The following is a 16,588-nucleotide window of genomic DNA, read 5'->3' as shown; positions in this document are numbered from 1 at the left end:
CCCTCACATCCTATCCTCAAGAAAGCAGGGTCAAGCCACCCAGAGATGGTGGACGTAGCGCCAGGTCAAGATCTGGTTGAGGACGAGGAAGATCAGGCCCAGAAGCCCATAGCCCAGCTTGAGAACTCTGCTTAGGTGGGGGCGCGCCCACAGGGGAAGGAAGCCGAAATCTGTGTGCTTGGCCCAGTGCAGGAGGGCCAGCACTTGCACGAGGTGAACCGGTAGGCAGTAGCGAATCATGCTTCGCTGGCCTAGGGGACTCATGCCGGCTACAGCGATGTAGAACATAGCCCAGGCAGCTAGGTGAAACCCCAGCCGCTCCTGCCAGCGCCGGCTCTTACCGGCCACGACACTCAAACCATCCAGCAAGCCTGTAACAACTAGGGATCCCAGCGTAACAGACACAAACAGTTGGCTGAGAGCATCAGACCACAGGCCAGGATCCTGCAGCGGTGCAGAAGGAGAGAGCAAGACCTGCCATCGCTCAGGGGAAAGAACATAGGTATGAGCCTGGAAAAGGGCTTGGTAATTGGCCTGGACGCCGGTAAAGTAGCGCTGCATCTCCATGTAGAGATCCCAGCGACCGAAGCGGAGCTGACAGTAGAGGAAAAAACTCAGCCCCCCCAACAAGGCCAAAACAACGGCGCCTGCCGTCCAAAACCAACGGCGGGATAGCCGCAGCAGGGGAACCAGCGCCACCGGCAAACCCACAATGCGGGTGGCACTCATCGCAAAACCGTGGATCCCGGCCAGGAGCCCTGCCTTCATCGAATTCAAGCAGGCCAACCAGTAGAAAAAACCCAACAAGCTGGCCATGAAGAGGGATTCGCTGTAGCCCACGACAAGGTAAAAACTGCTGGGATAGACCAAGATAATCAGACTTGCCAAAACTTGCCAAAGAGTGGGGATCTGCCAGCGGCGGTAAAACAGGAAAAGGTAAATCCACATCAGCCAGCAAAAGAGCTGGGCAGTGAGATAAAGCCCCAGTTCAGGGTCAACTCCCAACAGGCGGCTCATGGCGGCCACCGCCAGGGGATAGCCTGGAAAGAAGGCCACATTGCTCTGCTCGTAGGCAATCTTGTCAAAGCCCACAAACTGATACCCCCGCTCCACAATGCTCAGGTACCAGTAGCTATCGCGCTGGGTTAAACCCTTGAAGATGGAAGCATAGTCATCCTCCTGGCTCCAAAAGGAGATCAAGAAAATCTGCAGCAGCGTCAAAGCCACAGCGGGAAGCAAAACTTGGACGGCAAAAGAGACCAGATGCTGCCGGCTGTGCTGCAAGAGGTGGCTAGGAGGGAAGCTCATTGTCGCACCTTTGCGGGTGGGGATGGCACTTTAATCTCCTCTTGGTAATCGTCATCGGAGTTCACCTGCCAGAGATCGTGGCTGCCGGGTTGGAGAATGTTCTCAGCAGCCAGCAGGCCCATCAGCAAACTGTGATCTTGGTTGTTATACTTAAACGAGCCGTAGCGGCCTACCAGTTGCAGATTTTCAAACTCGCCAAGATACCTCTGCAAAATGGCCAAGTCTTCTTTGTAGCTGCCGGCGTAGATGGGATAGGTGCGGGGCAGGCGCACCACAAAGCCACCGCAGATCTTCTGATCCTGGAGCAGGCCAATTTGGCGCAGCTCCCTCTCAGCCAAAGCCAGCAATTCCTCCTCAGGGGCTTGCCACAAGGGATCCTCAAAGTTGCACCAATACTCACAGCACAAGGGGGTTTGTTCTCGGTTGGGGAGCATAGCCGGCGACCAATTGGCAAAATTGGTTACCCGACCAACTTGTACTGTTGGTTCATTGATATACAGCCAGTTATCGGGGAAAAGCTGGGATCCCTGCACAATCAAGTAAACCAAAACGGTGTTGCGAAACTTGAGCTTGCGAGCTGCCTGCAGCACTTGGGGGGGAGGCAGTTCCCGCAGGCTCTGCACCAACACTGTCAAAGGGATGGAAGAAATGACGTGGGAGGGGGAGACCCAAGTTTCCCTTCCATCCTGGAGATGGCGCAATTGCAGCTCGACAATCCGGGATCCCTGATGTCTAAGGGCGATGACTTCTGTATTTAGCCAAACCTTTTGACCCTCAGCCAGCAAAAACTCCTGCATTTTTTCGTAGAGCTGTCCGGATCCCAGGCGGGGAAACTGAAACTGGTCGATCAGGGATTTGACCGAACCGCGCTTCCAGCCCAAGGCCTTGCGGATGGCTTGCCCAAGGCTGAGACCTTTGATGCGCTGGGCAGCCCAATCGGCGCTGATTTCGGTACAAGGGATCCCCCAGAGCTTTTCCGTGTAGCTCTTGAAGAACATCTGAAAAAGCCGGCTACCAAATTTTCCCTTGACCCAGTCGGCAAAGTTCTGGGGAGCTGGGTGCGGGATAAGTTGGGCCCAGAGGTAGGAAAGAACAATGAGCAGGCTTTCCCACCAGCCAACTTTGCGCAGGACTTCCCAGGCTTGAATGGGGTACTGAAAATAGTGCTTGCGGTAGTAGATGCGGGTAAGCCGCCGGACAGTCACTTGTTCGGATCCCAAAACCTGGTTCCACAGCTCCAGCACCGCTGGGATCTTGGTAAAAAAGCGGTGCGGGCCATAGTCGAGAATGAACCCCCGGTAGCAAATGCTTTTGGCCAAGCCCCCAACCCTGTCTTCCCGTTCCACTACCACCACAGGGAAGCCCAGTTGGGTCAAGCGGTAGGCAGCCGCCATGCCCGCCGGCCCTGCTCCCAGAATGTAGATGGGATCCCGCACGCCGCCCCTTCCCCACGATCGTCTTCAAGCGTTGCCGACATTGTACGGTAGTGCGAGAAACCCTTTCCTACACAACCCTGGGAAAATGGGTAGAGGTTAGACTGAGGAGGCTGCGGCTGGAGGCTGGCCTGTGCTGTTGACCAAGGGCTTTGAGGTAGAGATGTACACCGGCACCGCCGCCGGAGAAGTGGTGGGGTTGTCGGATCGCATCTGCCAGGCTTTGCCGGGGTTTGTGCGAGAACCAGATCGGCGCAACGTCGAGTACATCACTCCGCCCCTTCGCCGCTACGAGGATCTGCTCTGTGCCCTGCTGCGGCCTCGGCTGCAACTGCGGCAATTTTTGCGCCGCCTTGGCCCCTACACCCTGTTGCCGGGGAGCACGCTGGCTTTGGGCGGCAGCGACCACTTTGAGCGCTCGGATCCGGACAACCCCTACCACGACTACATCGAGCGCACCTACGGCACGCGGGTGGTGACCGCCAGCATTCACATCAATGTTGGCCTGCCGGATAGCGAGGCCATTTTTCTTGCCTGCCGTTTGCTGCGGGCGGAAGCTCCCCTGTACTTGGCCCTGAGCGCTTCTTCTCCGTTTCTGGACGGCCAGGTGACAGGCTACCATTCCAGCCGTTGGCAGGTGTTTCCCAAAACGCCGGCCCAGGTGCCCTTCTTCCGGGATCACGCCCATTACATCGCCTGGATGCGGGAGCAACTGGCCCTGGGCACGATGCAGAATGTGCGCCACCTCTGGGCCTCTGTGCGGCCCAACGGCCCAGAGCGGCCCTACCATCTCAACCGGGTGGAGCTGCGCATCTGCGACCTGGTGGCAGATCCGGTGATGACCCTGGCCATCACTGCCTTGGTAGAGGCCCGTCTCTGGCAGTTGCTGGCCCAGCCAGAAGCGCTGGATCCCTTGCGGGGGCCTTTGACACCGACGGAGCTGGAGAGCCTTTGCGAGGCCAACGAGCAGGCCGCTGCTCGCGAGTCCTTGCGAGCCCGTCTGGTCGATTGGCGCACGGGCCGAGAACGGGTGGCCCAGGAGTGGATTGAAGAGCTGCTGACCGAAGCGTGGCGCCTCGGCCAACCCCAGGGCCTGGGCTGCTTTTTGGCTCCCCTGCAAACTCTGCTCCAACAGGGCAACGAGGCCCAGCGCTGGCTGAAGCAGGTCGACCAGGGATCCACACCCGCCCAGGTGTACCAACGGGCCATTCAGGAGCTGGCCGAACAAGACCGAGAAAGACAAGAGACCCTCTGCCAGCTTGTTGGCTAAGCCTTTGCCCAACGGTGGGCGCTTCTCAGTCCGGTGCCTGCCCCCCACCAGATCCCCAGTTCAAACCTGACTTAGATTCGCCTAGACAGGCTCCACCACTTCCCCTAGGGCTTGCCGAGCCACACAAAAGGATAGTTTGGTAGCCCCGCACTTGAGTGCGCGCCGGAAAAGCCCGCTAGCGACTTTGGTCGCTTACCCATGATGGGGGTCGTTGATATAGTTTCATAGCTCAAACAACCTCTTCCTGACTTCTCCTACCAAGACCTCTTTCCTTCTCTTTAGCCAAAAAATAAGATAAACAACCGCTAGCCCCACACCATGGTTGTAGTGATTGTACCGTTGACTTTCCTCTCGCACTATCGCTTGCCCATGTCAGACTGCGGTTGTCATGCCGCTTGCCAACAATGATGGAGTACGGCTGTCAGCAGGTTATAGTCAGGAACAGAGAGCTAGTCCCCCTATTAGTGTGTCAACAGTCTAATAAGCAACTGTGCTTTGTACTATGCGAGACAAGTCTATTTCAAAACGAAGCGATGGGCAAGCTATGGTGAGCTTTGCGCTGAGATGGGGAGAACCCAAAGCAAGCACTTCATCGCAATGTATGTTTCCGCCGCGCAACAGACCTGCAAGTCTGTAGCTGAAGTGGGTCTATGCCAAGCCTGCTCGACCTCAATCGCTGGATCCGAGAAAAGCTTTAGCAATTGACCACGGAGTCAACAACTGGCTTACGTGCGTTAGCAACTTAGGACATAGCTTCATCATTGACGGCCGCAAAGTCAAGTCCTTTAACCAGGGGTACAACAAGGAGCTGGCTAGGCTCAAGACTCACAAACTGCCGGGGTTTTGATTGCAAAAGCTTGGTCGAATTACGGAAAAAAGAAACCGGCGGATGCGGGATGCAATCCACAAAGCTGCGCGCAAGGTCATTGACTTCTGTTTACACCACTCAATTGGGAGAATCGTCTTTGGTTGGAACAAAGAACAAAAACAAGAATGCGGCTTTAACCAAAACTTTGTTTTCATTCCAACAGGTCGGTTCAAGGAGCGTATTGCGCAATTATGTCAGCATTATGGCATGGAGTTTATTGAGGTAGAGGAGGCGTACAGCTCGCAGGCAAGCTTCCTAGATGGAGATGAGCTACCTAATTATGGTGAAAAACCCGACGGGTGGAGACCCTCTAGGCTGAGGCGAATGCTGCCACCAACCTACTTAAGAAAGTCAGCAGAACCTTGGGGCTTTGCGTGAAGGAACTGTCTAGAGGCGCTTTGACAACGCCGTTACGGGTTCTTTTGTGGACTGCGTAAGAATCCCCCGCCTTTAGGCGGTGGGAGTGTCAATTCTGGCTTTCCCGAACTCCTCTTCTTCCACCAAAATCACCGGGATGGGGCTGGTCTCCAACACCGCTTGCGAAGTGGATCCCAGCAATACTTGCTCCCAGCCGCGCTGGCCCCGCTTGCCCATGACTATATCGGTAACCTGACGCTCCTGGGCTAGGCCCACGATGGTCTCTGCCAAAGGCCCGGAGGCCAGGCAAAATTCGTGGCGAATGTCGGCCAAGAGGCGCTGGGCCAGCTGCCGCAACTGTTCTACTCTCTTCCCCTGCGGCTCGTCGGTAACATGGAGCACAATCACTTCCCCGTCCAGCCGCCGCGCCAGATCCGCTGCCTTGCGCAGCACTGCCTCGGCCAAGGGAGAAGTATCGACGGCTGCCAAGAAGCTCACCTTGCCCTGGCTGCCCACCTTGGTGGGATCCACCTCCCCTTTTTCCAGCAGGCGAGGGGCAAAGACCTGGGTCAGCCAAGCCCCTAGGGGTGCTGTGGCCAGAATCGACAAGGCCGCTATGGCCAGGATGGTCTCTCCGCCAGGGATCCCTTGGGCCAAGGGGATGCCGCCGATGGCCGCCTGCACCGTGGCCTTGGCCATGTTGCCCGGCAGCAAAAAGAGCCGCTCCCGCCAGTTCCAGTTGCTCCCTACCGTGGAAAGCCACCAGCCCAGGCCCCGGCCCAACAGCAGGCTCAGGGTCAAAAGCAGCAAGCCGGGCAAGAGCAGGGATCCCAGTACCTGCAGATCCAAAGAGGCCCCCAGCAGGACAAACAGCACGATCTCCGCCACCGTCCAGAGGGCGTCGAACCCAAGCCGCAGCCGCCGCGCCAGCGGCCCATCCAGTTGGACGAGAAAAAACCCCAGGGCCATCACCGCCGGGTAGCCGGAAAAATAGGGCCACACCTGCGACGCCAACACCAGGCCCAGCGCCAGGCAGGCTGCCAGCAACACCTCTTGCGTGCTGTTGCGCGTCCAGTTCTGCTGCACCAGGAGCGCCACCAAAAGCCGCGCCCCCAGGTAGCCGATGGCCACCCCCAGCAGGATCTCCATCCCCACCTGGAACGGCAGCCACTGCAGCGGCGACAGCTCCAGGCCGAACAGGCGAAGGCCCTCTGGAGATCCCTGCCCCAAAAAGCTCAGCAACAGGCTAAAGCCCAACAGCAGCAGCACGTCGGAAAGGGCGCTGCCGGTCAAAATGGCGTCCGGGATCCCTTTGGCCACCCCCCAGCCCAAGCTCTTGAGGCGCAACATCCCCGGCACGATCACCGCCGGCGACTCCGCCCCGATTACACAGCCCAAAAGCAGCCCCGTCGCCCAGTCCAACCCCAGGATCCAGCGGCTCAAGAGCGCCACCGCCAGCGCCTCACAGGCTGCCGGCAAAAACCCCAGCCGCAGCGCCACGGATCCCTGCTGGGCCAGCTTTTCCCGATCCAGCCCCAGCCCGGCCTTCATCAGGATAATCGTGACGGCCACCAAGCGCAGATCCCCGGCTGCCGCCAACAGCTCTGGGGACAAGACCTCTTGCAACAGGATCCCGACCAGGATCATCCCCACTAGCGGCGGCATTCCCAGCCGGCCCAGGATCTGGCCGACAAAAAAGCCCATCCCCAAGATCCACAGCCAACTGCCCAGCATCACCAGATCCTCATCTCCTTGTCGTCAGGGTGTTGAAGGGCAGCCCAGGGAGAAAAAGCCGTTCGCGTTTCTGCGGGGTGAGAACTCAACATCAAAGACTCCCACCCCCTGGATCTGCCCAGAAGAGTAGGAGTCATCAGCCCCAGCTCTAAGTCTTAGAGAAACTTTATCCCTAGGATCTGCCTGAGGCGGTTGCGGCGAACCCCATCGCCCGTTGCCGGGAAGGACCAAGCAGCCTGCCCGCAACACATGTGCCCCTTACCATATCACGCCCCATCTTCCACCGCAACCAAGCGATAGGGGTGATGGGAACGGCCAATGGAGCCATAGAAATCGCTGCAGACATTGTGGGTAAAGCGATCGCTGAGGCCGCGGGTAACCTGCTGCACCACCTGGCTGCCCACTTTCTGAACCAACTTGCGCGGCAGAACCTGCAAAAACTTGGGCAAATGCAGCCGGATATTCAGCTGGAGATCCCAGTGGACGCGGGTGGTGGCCAGGGATCCCGGTAGTTCTTCCAGCCGGAAGCTGGCCCGACAATCCACCCAGTAGGGCAGGGCGGCATCCCCCGGCAGCTCAATGGAAGTCAGCCGAAACAGGTAATCTTCCTCTGGCCAGATCTTCACCCCAAAGCTGGGCTCCAGCTCAAACCCCAGCCCGCCCATGCGGAAAAACTGCAGCCTATAGATTTCGGCAGAGAGGGGCTCCACCTGGAGTGGCCGGAAGCAGCGCTGGATCCACTGGCCATGGCCGCGCAGGTAACGGGCCAAAGTCTCCCGGTCGGTTTCCAGATCCACCTGGCCCCGTCGCGCAGCCTGTAAATCTAGGTAGGTCTTGGCGGGGGGTTGCTCCATCTCCTCCAAAGGCAGCTCCCCCTCCTCGGACAGAGCACCTTCACTGAGGGGAACGGCGGGCTTGGAGCTGGCGATAGACATCCCGAATATCCACCTGATGATGAGCAAGAGCCACGAGGCAGTGGTACCAGAGATCCGCCACCTCGCGGGCCAGGGCTGCCTTGTCTCCCTCTTTTGCCGCCATCACCACTTCAGCCGTCTCCTCGCCGAGTTTTTTCAGGATGGCGTTGTCTCCCTTGGCCAGCAGGCTGCTGGTGTAGGAATCGGGCCGGGGATCCGCCTGGCGGGCCTTGACCACGGCAAACACCTGCGACAGGGTATCGGCGGCCGGCATGGGATCCCCTTCCTTCTCGGGGAGAGTGCGGAAGAAGCAGCTTCGCGCCCCTGTGTGGCAGGCCGCCTCTCCCACCTGCTCCACCAAGATAACCAGCGCGTCGCTGTCGCAGTCGTAGCGGATTTGCTTGACCCACTGCACGTGGCCAGAAGTTTCCCCCTTGGGCCACAGCGCCTGGCGGGAGCGGCTCCAGAACCAGGTGCGGCCCGTTTCCAGAGTCTTCTGCAGCGACTCGCGGTTCATCCAGGCCATCATCAGCACCGTCCCGTCCAGGTAGTCCTGCACGATGGCCGGGATCAAACCCTGTTCGTTGTAGCTGAGGTTGTCTAGATGGGCGATCTCCGCCGGCAGAAGAGTGCGGGGCAGATTTGCTGAAGCAAGAGAGGCCGAAGCAACAACCATCAAAGGCGGCAGAAAATCAGAAAGGTTAAAGATTCCTGAAAGCAGGATAGCAGAACTCGCCCCAGAAAGGATATCTCTCACTCCCCCCAGATCCCAACCCCGCTCGGCCACTTTCACGCGCAACAGTCGCGACCAGCCTGGCTTCTGCCGGGAGAAACTTCACCCTGCAAACCAGGGGGGCCTAGCCTGGCTTTGGCCTCAGCTTGAGGTTAAATCGCTGCGCTCACCAACTCTTTGCAGCTATGGCTGTGGGGAGTATGTCAATCCAGAGCCGCTCTCGGCAGCAGCTTCCGGGTCGGCTTGCGCTCCAGAGGCCAAGTTGGCCGCTCCAGACGGGTATCCACCAACACAGAGGCTGGGGCGAGATTAACCCGCTCCAGTAAGCGTTGCAGCAGTTGAGCATCGATGGCATCCACCCTAAGGACTCCGTCCCACGGACGCGATCGGGACAGGGTTGCCGTTCCCGCCACCAGGGGAGTGGGGGTTGTTTGCGGGGATCCCGTCTCACCGCCCCCAGCTAAGGACTCCGTCCCGCTGACGCGATCGGTCAACAGCAACTCTGCCACTGCCTGGGCCACCTCATTGCCATACACCCCATCGGGGCCAGAGGGGAGCAGATCCAGCCCTCCCTGCTGAGCGGCCAGGCGGCTTAAGCCCAGTTGCACCGCCACCACGGCCGGGCCCCGCTCCCCCCGCTTGAGGGTGCGCTGGCCGGCCAGGATGCTCTCCAGCTGCGCCTTGGCCACTTCCTGGTCGCCGCTGGGGAGCAACTGCACCAGCCCCTCCAGCCGGCTGCCGGGAGAGTTGGCGCTTGCCTGCTGCTGGGGATCCTCCCTCCACAAACGGGTTAGGTCGTAGAGCAAAATGGCATGGGGCACCGGGCGGCTGGGCTGGTTGGGGCCGGCATGGCCAGTGGCCAGAATTTCTCCTCGGTAAACCAACGAAGTGCTAAAGCCAGAGTCCAGCAGCACCGCCTCGCGGATCCCGATTTTGGGCAATAGGCTAGCCAGGATGGCGGCGTTGACGTGGGTTTTGGTAACTCCGATTACCACCTGATCCTGGTCGTCCACCCCAAAAAAGGCGCGGGGTCGGAACTCGGCGGCGCTAGAGAGGCGAAACGAGTCAATCTCCGCTGGCGAAAGGGCCCGGCCATCCTTGACCAGCCACAAGCCCGCCACAAACAGGTCCGTGACATCCGGCATGAGCTGGCGAAGGTTGTCGAGCTGAGTCATCGTGTCGGGATCAAAAGGCACAAAGCGCAGCCGATCCCTGCCCAGCAGCACCAGGGGGCGACCGCGCACCACCTTGTCGTCTTCGGGGCGACCGGGGATGAACGTCTTGTGGTTGGCGGCCATCACCGGTCCCACCATGACGTTGCTGGCGGAGTTGATCCAAGGAATGGAGAAGAAGCTGCCGTTGATGCCGGCATCGGCCTGGTAGCGCTGGGCCAAGGTTCTCACCTCGTAGCGCCGCTCCGCGTGCACCGTGGCTGCCCGTCCGCCGCGGATGGTGAGGATCCTCACCCCGTCAATGACCTCATCGGTCGGGGCCAGGGGCTGAGTCACATCCAGCCAGTAGTCGGGGCTGCGGCTGAGGGTGAAGGTGCGGGCGCCGATGATGGCCTCGGTGATGCGAAACTGGTTAAAGCGCCGTACCTCCAGCAAGTTGGGCGACTGTCCCGTAAAGCCGGGATCCATCGTAAAGGCCATCCAGTAACCCGCCTCGGCCAGGTATTGCTTTACCCGCTCGTCCCGATTGCCTTCCGGATAGGCGAAGTAGTGGATGGGGTGGCCCAGCTCCTCTTCCAGCTTGGTCTTGCAGTCAAACACCTCTCGCCGCAGGCGGGCATCGTCTAGCACCCGTAGGTCAGGGGGATGGTTGACGGTGTGGGCAGCAAAGTCGATCAACCCGCTGGCATCCATCTCCCGCATCTGATCCCAGGTGAAGTGATCTTTGCTGGTGGGCACGCCGACAAAGCCGGTCTGCACAAAGTAGGTGGCGGGGTAGTTGTACTCCTTCAAAAGCGGGTAGGCGTTTTCGTAAAGCCCAAGGTAGGCGTCGTCAAAGGTGAGCAAAATGGCCTTTTCCGGCAAGGGATCCCCATCTCGCAGGTGTTTGTAAAGCTGGTCGATGTGGATGGGAATCAGCCCCGCCTGCTTGATGGCTTCAAAGTGCTGTCGCAGCTCCGCCGCCGTGGTGTCAAACCAAACCTCTTTGCGGCCGGCCACCACATCGTGATACATGATGGCGGGCACGTAGGAGAGGCTGGCCAAGGGATCCAACGCAAAGGGATCCCGCTGCAGTTGCGGCTGTTGGGGGAGGGGCGGGCGCTGTCGGGCTGCCTTGGCCTCGGCCCGAGGCGCTGGCAACTCGGCTGGGGGTGGCAGCAGCCCCGACAGGCGGCTCACCCAACCAGGATGGGCAGTGGCCCAGGCCACCAGGGCTCCCGTCCCAAATCCCAGCACTGTGGTCAACAAAGCCAAGAAGCGGAGCAGCCGGAAGCGCAACTGGGTTGGCGGTCGCTGCGCAGAGCTAGAAAGACTTCGGCCCAGGAAGGGGGATCCCCTTTTTGCCCTAGGAACTGGATGGCCGCCCCGGCGCGTCGGCGGCTGTCGAGACGTCATGTCCTCCTCCTCACCGGCAAAACCAACGTCAGCCTACCACCCCCATCTCCTGGTTGGGGATAGGGAAGCCCTTGCCCGTGGTTCCCTCCAAAACGCCCAGGGATCCCTTTCCTCGCCCAGGTAGCACCCCAGCCCATAGAAGTGGCAGCAGAGCCAAAGCCCACCGCCCCAGATGCCTTCCAGGCAAGTTAGTCGAGGTTGCTCAACAAATTGGACTCCGTAATGCTGACGATCTTGCCCCCCCTTTGGGTAATCCGCTTTACTTCTTGAGAAAGGCGGCTGAAGGGCACTTTGTACTCGACAACGCTTTTGCGCACGCCCCCTCCCACCAGACCGGCTACCTTGATGGTGAAGATCTTGTCGCTGTTGGGCAGGGACGAGGCTGCCGAAGGGGCAACCTGAGCAGGTTTGGTCGCTGGAGCCGCTTCCGCTTGCGGTGCAGCGGCACTCTCCCGCTCCAGAAGCAGCCGCCAACTGCGAGGATAGGCGGGAGCCAGACGATAAACCACCTTGTAAGAGCCGGTTACATGGTCATCTTCCGACTCCACCCTCACCACTGTTCCTGCTGGGATATCCAGTTTGGCGCCCTTGGACATGACTTTAATTCCAGGCCAATTGGTGGGCACATCCGTCAGCAGCTCAACTTCAAAGGACTGATCCCCCAACAACAACTTGGCCATGTGAATAACTCCGTTTTGCTCATCAGCAGGCGGCAGCCGAAGATCTGTGGCCGACCACGGCTTCACCGCTAGACATTTTACCGTTGCGGCTGTACCCCCTGAAGCTTCCCGCCGGCATCTGTCATCGAAAGTGGGTTTGTTGTAGATTTGTTAAGAAGTTGTAGTTGTCCCGAAGGTGGAGGGATCCCTATGCTGAGTGTGGCTCTGCCCGATCTGTCGGCAACTTCGGAGAGGTTGACGGCTGCCTTGCAGCCGGTGGCCCAGTTTTTTGCCGGCTTCAACCTGCCCCAGCCAATCGTGCAATGGGGACATCCTTTGATGATGGGCATTGTGGTAGTGGTCATGGGCAGCTTTGTCGGCCTGACCGGCTGGCGGGGGCGGGTCTTGCGCCTAGCAGCCGAGGGATCCCTGCCGGAATCGGCCCAAAAGCCGCTTTGGGATCACCGCAAGCTGGCCCCTTGGATGGCCACCTTCATTGCCCTAGGCTACACCGGCGGCCTTCTCTCCTTGGTCATGCAGGGCCAGCCCCTGCTGAGCAGCCCCCATTTTTGGACGGGATCCCTGGTGTTGCTGCTGTTGGCAGCCAACGGTGCCCTGTCCCTAAGTGGCTTTGGGGGCAACCGCGAGGCCCTGCGCACCACCCATGCCTACTTAGGCAGCCTCATCCTCTGCGTGCTCTTCGCCCATGCTTTGCTGGGACTGAAGCTGGGCCTATCTCTGTAGGCGATCCCGGCTTTCTTCCTTCCAGTGCCTGGGGTGGGGGCGTTGCTCAGCGAAGTAAGCAGAACCTTAGGGCTTTGCCCTAGAGAACTGTGTAGGGGCGTCTTGACAACGACTTGATGAGTCCGCTTGTGGACTGCGTAGGAATCCCCCGACTTTAGTCGGGGGAGTGTTTCGGGACAAAGAGACGGCCCCAGAAGTTGTAGCCGAGGGATTTTTCTGGAACTTCAAGCGAGATGAGGCTCTGTTCCCGCTGGTTTCCGAAGCCTAACGAATTCGTCTAGCCCACTTTTCAATCCCCTACTTCCAGTTCATACCTCCCTGGCGGAACCTCTGCCCTACCAGATTAGCGCCGTCTATGAAAAAATGCTGACGCGGCAGCCGCTGCGCTTTTTGCTGGCTGAAGATCCCGGCGCCGGCAAGAGAGTTATGGCGGGGCTCTTGATTCGCGGCAATCTGCACCGTTGTCTCATTGTCTGTCCTGGCAGCCTAGTGCTGCAGCGGATTGAAGCTGCGCGAACGGGAAATTTGTTTCAAGAGATCCCTTTGCTGATTGCCCGGCTGGATAAACTGAGCCGAGATGAGGCGCTGCAAGAAAAGCTGAAGGCAACAGATTGGGATTTGATTGCTGTCAATGAGGCTCACAAGCTCTCGGCCTCTTTTTTCGGCGGAGAAGTCAAGGAAACCAAGCGCTATAAGCTAGGTAAGTTGCTCTCCCAGCTAACGCGCCATTTCTTGCTAATGACAGCTACCTCCCACAATGGTAGGGAAGAGGATTTTCAGCTCTTCCTAGCCCTTCCGGGCGGGGATCGCTTTGAGGGAAGATTCTCAAGAAAGTGATGGCAATTATTGCGGAACAACCAGACTTCTACCTGTGGCAGTATCAAGAACTCTTGCGGGAGGGCTTAGCGATTGATGTGAGTACCGTCACGATACACAATCTCTTGAAAAAGCAAGGAATGACTCTAAAAAAAGACTTACCGCAGTGCGAGAGACCAAGAAGAAGAGGTGCAAAGAGAACGACTAGCTTATAGTCAAGAAGTCAGGGATATTCCAGCGGAGGATTTGATTGCCCTCGACCAGACAGGGGTGTGGGAGGGAATGAAACGGGGAGTAGCTCGGAAAAGAGGGCCTATGAGCAGGAGACAGGCACTGGCTAGAGCAGTTCTGGGCGGCTTAGCTTGTGTCGGCTTAGGTTTTGGGTGTGGTCGCGGCCCTTGGCTGCGCCAGTTGGGCACCCCTTCCTCTGACGAAGCCCGCGCCATCGCGATTGATGCCCAGGGAAATGTTTGGGTGGCAGGGGTAACCGAGGGAAACTTTTTTGGCCAAAGCTCGGCGGGGAGCAGCGATGTTTTCTTGCGCAAGTACACAAGAGGATAGCTTGGTAGCCCCGTACTTGAGTGCGGGGCGGAAAAGCCCTTGAGCAACTTTAGTTGCTTCTTTGTTATAGTTAGTACAGAGCTTCTCCAGGAAAACAACCTACTGCGGTGCAAAACCCGCGCGGCAATAACTAACCTGGAGGAACTTAAGTCCGAAGTAAGCAGAACTTTGAGGTTATGCCTCAAAGGACTGTCTAGGGGCGTCTTGACAGCGCCTTCGCGAGTCCATTTTGGGCTGCGTAAGAATCCCCTGGGTGGGAGTGTCAACCAGGGAACTTTCCCCGGCCAGACCAGCGCCGGCGGGCAGGCTGCTTTTGTGCTTAAGTACGGTCGCTAAGCTGAGGTGTACGCTGAGGAGAAGTTACTGGCGGAGCGCTTGGCGCTGGCTCTATGCATCGGATAGCCGCTTTGCCAGGGGGATGGGATCCTTCGCAAGGCGGGGTCGTTTTCCTGGAGCAGGATCCGGCCCCCATCGTTGTCCTGTCGGCAGCCGACACGGATCTGACGGCCTTGAGCGCGGCGATGCGGCTGCTGCCGGCTGATTTTCCAGCGGTGCGGGCGGCCAATTTGCTGCAGTTGCAACAGCCCCTGAGCATCGACGACTACGCCGAGAAAGTGTTGCGGCGGGCCCAGGTGGTGCTCCTTCGCCTTTTGGGGGGAAGGGCCTACTGGAGCTATGGCCTGGAGGTGGCCAAAGAGGTAGCGGCAGCAGCGGGATCCACCCTGATTGTGATCCCTGGGGATGACCGCCCCGACTGGGATTTGGTCAGCCACTCCACCGTGCCCCTAGCGGTGGCAGACCGGGTGTGGCAGTACTGGCTGGAAGGGGGGGCGGCCAATGTGGCGGCCTGCTTGAAACTCTTGGCCAGGGAGTTCCTGGGGCAGGAGTACGCCGTGCCGGAGCCGCAGGTGCTGCCCCGCCTGGGGATCTACCATCCCCCCCTGCCCAGGGATCCCCACGCCCCCAAGGTAGGGATCCTGCTCTACCGGGCCCATGTTTTGGCGGGGAATACGCAGCCCATAGATGCCCTGGCCGAAGCCCTGCAGGAGCGGGGGTTGCAGCCGCTGTGTCTTTATACCTACAGCCTGCAGGAGCCGGACTTGCCCCAGGCCATGCGGGAGCACTTCGGCGGCCAAATTGAACTTTTGTTGAACACCACCAGTTTTTCCCTCGCTCGGCTGGAGAGCGAGCAGCCCGATGTTCGCCTTTGGCAGGAGCTGGATGTGCCGGTTGTGCAGGTGGTCTTGAGCAGCGGGTCGCGGGAGCGCTGGGAGAACGCCACGCGAGGCTTGGGGGCGCGGGATCTGGCCATGAACGTGGTGCTGCCAGAGGTGGACGGGCGCATCCTCAGCCGGGCCATCTCGTTCAAGACGGTTCAACAGTGGGATCCCCGCCTGCAGACGGAGATCATGGCCTATGAGGCCGTGCCGGATCGGGTGGCGTTTGTGGCCGAGCTGGCGGCCAACTGGGTAAAGCTGCGGCGCACCCCTGCCGAGCAGCGCCGTCTGGCCTTGATTTTGGCCAACTACCCCAGCCGGGATGGGCGGCTGGCCAATGGGGTAGGGTTGGATACACCGGCAAGCTGCGTCGAGATCCTCAAAGCCCTGGCGCAAGCCGGCTACCGCGCCTGTCCACTGCCCCAGAGCGGAGATGAGCTCATCCGCTGGCTAACCCAGGGCCAAACCTATGATCCGCTGGGATCCCTACGCCCGGCGCGGCAGGTGCTGCCGGCTGCCCTCTATCGGGAGTGGTTTGCCCAGTTGCCTGCCGCTGTCCAAGGCGATCTGCTGCGGCAGTGGGGGGATCCGCCTGCCCACGACATCCCCATTGTCGGCCTGCAGTTGGAGCACGTTTTTGTCGGGATCCAGCCGCCGCGGGGCTACGACCGGGATCCCTCTTTGAACTACCACGCTCCGGATCTGGTGCCACCCCACGAGTACCTGGCCTTTTACCTGTGGCTGCGCCAGGTGTTCGGCGTCCACGCGGTGGTGCATGTGGGCAAGCACGGCAACCTGGAGTGGCTGCCCGGCAAGGGATCCGCCCTTTCCGCCACCTGCTACCCAGAAATTGCCCTAGGGCCTCTGCCCCACTTCTATCCTTTCATCGTCAACGACCCCGGCGAAGGATCCCAGGCCAAGCGGCGGGCCCAAGCGGTGATCCTCGACCACCTCACCCCGCCCCTGACCCGCGCCGAGCTCTACGGCCCCTTGGCAGAGTTGGAGCGGCTGATGGACGAGTACTACGAGGCCCAGCAGATGGATCCGGGCCGCTGCCCCCTGATTCGCGCCCAGATCCAAGAGCTGGTTCGCCGAGAGCAGCTGGACTGGCAGTTCAACCTGGAGAAAGAGGAAGACTGGGGCCGCCTCGATGGCTACCTCTGCGAGCTCAAAGAATCCCAGATCCGGGATGGGCTGCACATTTTTGGCCGCACCCCCACTGGCGAGCAACTGGTGGATCTCCTGTTGGCCCTGGCCCGCTACCCGGGCGCTGGCCAGTTGGGCCTCACCCAGGCCATTGCCCGCGACTGGGGCTGGGACTGGGATCCCCTAGCCGTTGACCTGACAGAGCCCTGGCCGGACAAACCGCCGGCTTAGTTGCAAGAAAAGGCTCGTTGTCTCGATCCC

The 16,588-nt window shown here is 59.7% G+C and carries 14 protein-coding genes, 2 pseudogenes and 1 riboswitch; of the genes and pseudogenes, 8 read left to right on the top strand and 8 right to left on the bottom strand.

Annotated features, from left to right (window positions below; translation table 11 throughout):
• Positions 1 to 30: 30 nt before the first annotated feature.
• Entirely contained in the window at positions 31 to 1,308 is a 1,278-nt protein-coding gene (locus tag SYN60AY4M2_RS05405; RefSeq protein ID WP_011429405.1) for a hypothetical protein, read from the bottom strand.
• Complete coding sequence (locus tag SYN60AY4M2_RS05400; protein WP_011429406.1) at positions 1,305 to 2,744, bottom strand: NAD(P)/FAD-dependent oxidoreductase; 1,440 nt, start codon at positions 2,742 to 2,744, stop codon at positions 1,305 to 1,307. Before SYN60AY4M2_RS05400 ends, SYN60AY4M2_RS05405 begins: the two co-directional genes overlap by 4 nt.
• Positions 2,745 to 2,874: 130 nt before the next feature.
• On the opposite strand from SYN60AY4M2_RS05400, the gene gshA reads away from it, so the two are divergent.
• Positions 2,875 to 4,011, top strand: coding sequence for a glutamate--cysteine ligase (gene gshA / locus SYN60AY4M2_RS05395; protein WP_041438083.1), 1,137 nt, complete (start codon positions 2,875 to 2,877; stop codon positions 4,009 to 4,011).
• A 225-nt stretch (positions 4,012 to 4,236) separates the two neighbouring features.
• Here the strand turns inward: gshA and SYN60AY4M2_RS05390 are convergent.
• A pseudogene (locus SYN60AY4M2_RS05390) lies at positions 4,237 to 4,368 on the bottom strand (IS200/IS605 family transposase); the annotation flags it as partial.
• A gap of 280 nt (positions 4,369 to 4,648) precedes the next feature.
• Here SYN60AY4M2_RS05390 and SYN60AY4M2_RS14735 point away from each other — a divergent pair.
• Positions 4,649 to 4,858 carry a transposase gene (locus tag SYN60AY4M2_RS14735; RefSeq protein WP_206336864.1) on the top strand — a complete coding sequence of 70 codons (210 nt, stop codon included), beginning with the start codon at positions 4,649 to 4,651 and terminating at the stop codon, positions 4,856 to 4,858.
• 42 nt (positions 4,859 to 4,900) lie between these two features.
• A complete protein-coding gene (locus SYN60AY4M2_RS14210) occupies positions 4,901 to 5,257 on the top strand; it encodes an IS200/IS605 family accessory protein TnpB-related protein (RefSeq protein WP_049749708.1) in 357 nt (118 codons plus the stop codon).
• A gap of 72 nt (positions 5,258 to 5,329) precedes the next feature.
• Here the strand turns inward: SYN60AY4M2_RS14210 and SYN60AY4M2_RS05380 are convergent, their stop codons facing one another.
• The 5 genes from SYN60AY4M2_RS05380 to SYN60AY4M2_RS05360 all read right to left on the bottom strand — a co-directional run bounded on the left by SYN60AY4M2_RS05380 (position 5,330) and on the right by SYN60AY4M2_RS05360 (position 11,864).
• Positions 5,330 to 6,970 (bottom strand): cation:proton antiporter, encoded by a 1,641-nt coding sequence (locus SYN60AY4M2_RS05380; RefSeq protein ID WP_099812450.1) that lies wholly within the window; start codon positions 6,968 to 6,970, stop codon positions 5,330 to 5,332.
• A gap of 120 nt (positions 6,971 to 7,090) precedes the next feature.
• A riboswitch (Fluoride riboswitch) is annotated at positions 7,091 to 7,191 on the bottom strand.
• 45 nt (positions 7,192 to 7,236) lie between these two features.
• Positions 7,237 to 7,905 (bottom strand): DUF1997 domain-containing protein, encoded by a 669-nt coding sequence (locus SYN60AY4M2_RS05375; protein WP_228375414.1) that lies wholly within the window; start codon positions 7,903 to 7,905, stop codon positions 7,237 to 7,239.
• A complete protein-coding gene (gene hisIE, locus SYN60AY4M2_RS05370) occupies positions 7,865 to 8,560 on the bottom strand; it encodes a bifunctional phosphoribosyl-AMP cyclohydrolase/phosphoribosyl-ATP diphosphatase HisIE (RefSeq protein ID WP_240527738.1) in 696 nt (231 codons plus the stop codon). Before hisIE ends, SYN60AY4M2_RS05375 begins: the two co-directional genes overlap by 41 nt.
• A 260-nt stretch (positions 8,561 to 8,820) precedes the next feature.
• Complete coding sequence (locus SYN60AY4M2_RS05365) at positions 8,821 to 11,184, bottom strand: polysaccharide deacetylase family protein (RefSeq protein WP_240527737.1); 2,364 nt, start codon at positions 11,182 to 11,184, stop codon at positions 8,821 to 8,823.
• Positions 11,185 to 11,372: 188 nt separating this feature from the next.
• Positions 11,373 to 11,864, bottom strand: a complete 492-nt coding sequence (locus tag SYN60AY4M2_RS05360) for a phycobilisome linker polypeptide (RefSeq protein WP_099812449.1) — start codon at positions 11,862 to 11,864, stop codon at positions 11,373 to 11,375.
• A 189-nt stretch (positions 11,865 to 12,053) separates the two neighbouring features.
• Here SYN60AY4M2_RS05360 and SYN60AY4M2_RS05355 point away from each other — a divergent pair, with 189 nt between their 5' ends.
• The 5 genes and pseudogenes from SYN60AY4M2_RS05355 to cobN all read left to right on the top strand — a co-directional run bounded on the left by SYN60AY4M2_RS05355 (position 12,054) and on the right by cobN (position 16,558).
• A complete protein-coding gene (locus SYN60AY4M2_RS05355; RefSeq protein ID WP_011429413.1) occupies positions 12,054 to 12,587 on the top strand; it encodes a DUF4079 domain-containing protein in 534 nt (177 codons plus the stop codon).
• Between the two features lie 489 nt (positions 12,588 to 13,076).
• The gene (locus tag SYN60AY4M2_RS14205) at positions 13,077 to 13,424 is read left to right on the top strand and encodes a hypothetical protein (RefSeq protein WP_206336911.1); all 348 of its coding nucleotides are present in this window, start codon (positions 13,077 to 13,079) and stop codon (positions 13,422 to 13,424) included.
• A pseudogene (locus tag SYN60AY4M2_RS05345) lies at positions 13,415 to 13,790 on the top strand (hypothetical protein); the annotation flags it as partial. The gene SYN60AY4M2_RS14205 and the pseudogene SYN60AY4M2_RS05345, both read left to right, overlap by 10 nt.
• 24 nt (positions 13,791 to 13,814) lie before the next feature.
• Entirely contained in the window at positions 13,815 to 13,964 is a 150-nt protein-coding gene (locus SYN60AY4M2_RS14395) for an SBBP repeat-containing protein (RefSeq protein WP_228375497.1), read from the top strand.
• A gap of 389 nt (positions 13,965 to 14,353) precedes the next feature.
• Positions 14,354 to 16,558: a cobaltochelatase subunit CobN gene (gene cobN, locus SYN60AY4M2_RS05340; RefSeq protein ID WP_099812448.1), complete on the top strand. Its 2,205-nt coding sequence runs from the start codon at positions 14,354 to 14,356 to the stop codon at positions 16,556 to 16,558.
• Positions 16,559 to 16,588 lie beyond the last annotated feature (30 nt).

Source organism: Synechococcus sp. 60AY4M2 (genome assembly GCF_002760375.1).
GTDB lineage: Bacteria > Cyanobacteriota > Cyanobacteriia > Thermostichales > Thermostichaceae > Thermostichus.
This window is presented reverse-complemented; position numbering and strand designations above follow the sequence as displayed.

Coding starts and splice junctions, on each gene's coding strand:
- SYN60AY4M2_RS05405 (WP_011429405.1), bottom strand. CDS start 1,308: ATGAGCTTCCCTCCTAGCCACCTCTTGCAGCACAGCCGGCAGCATCTG.
- SYN60AY4M2_RS14210 (WP_049749708.1), top strand. CDS start 4,901: ATGCGGGATGCAATCCACAAAGCTGCGCGCAAGGTCATTGACTTCTGT.
- SYN60AY4M2_RS05380 (WP_099812450.1), bottom strand. CDS start 6,970: ATGCTGGGCAGTTGGCTGTGGATCTTGGGGATGGGCTTTTTTGTCGGC.
- SYN60AY4M2_RS05375 (WP_228375414.1), bottom strand. CDS start 7,905: ATGTCTATCGCCAGCTCCAAGCCCGCCGTTCCCCTCAGTGAAGGTGCT.
- hisIE (WP_240527738.1), bottom strand. CDS start 8,560: ATGGTTGTTGCTTCGGCCTCTCTTGCTTCAGCAAATCTGCCCCGCACT.
- SYN60AY4M2_RS05365 (WP_240527737.1), bottom strand. CDS start 11,184: ATGACGTCTCGACAGCCGCCGACGCGCCGGGGCGGCCATCCAGTTCCT.
- SYN60AY4M2_RS05360 (WP_099812449.1), bottom strand. CDS start 11,864: ATGGCCAAGTTGTTGTTGGGGGATCAGTCCTTTGAAGTTGAGCTGCTG.
- SYN60AY4M2_RS05355 (WP_011429413.1), top strand. CDS start 12,054: ATGCTGAGTGTGGCTCTGCCCGATCTGTCGGCAACTTCGGAGAGGTTG.
- cobN (WP_099812448.1), top strand. CDS start 14,354: ATGCATCGGATAGCCGCTTTGCCAGGGGGATGGGATCCTTCGCAAGGC.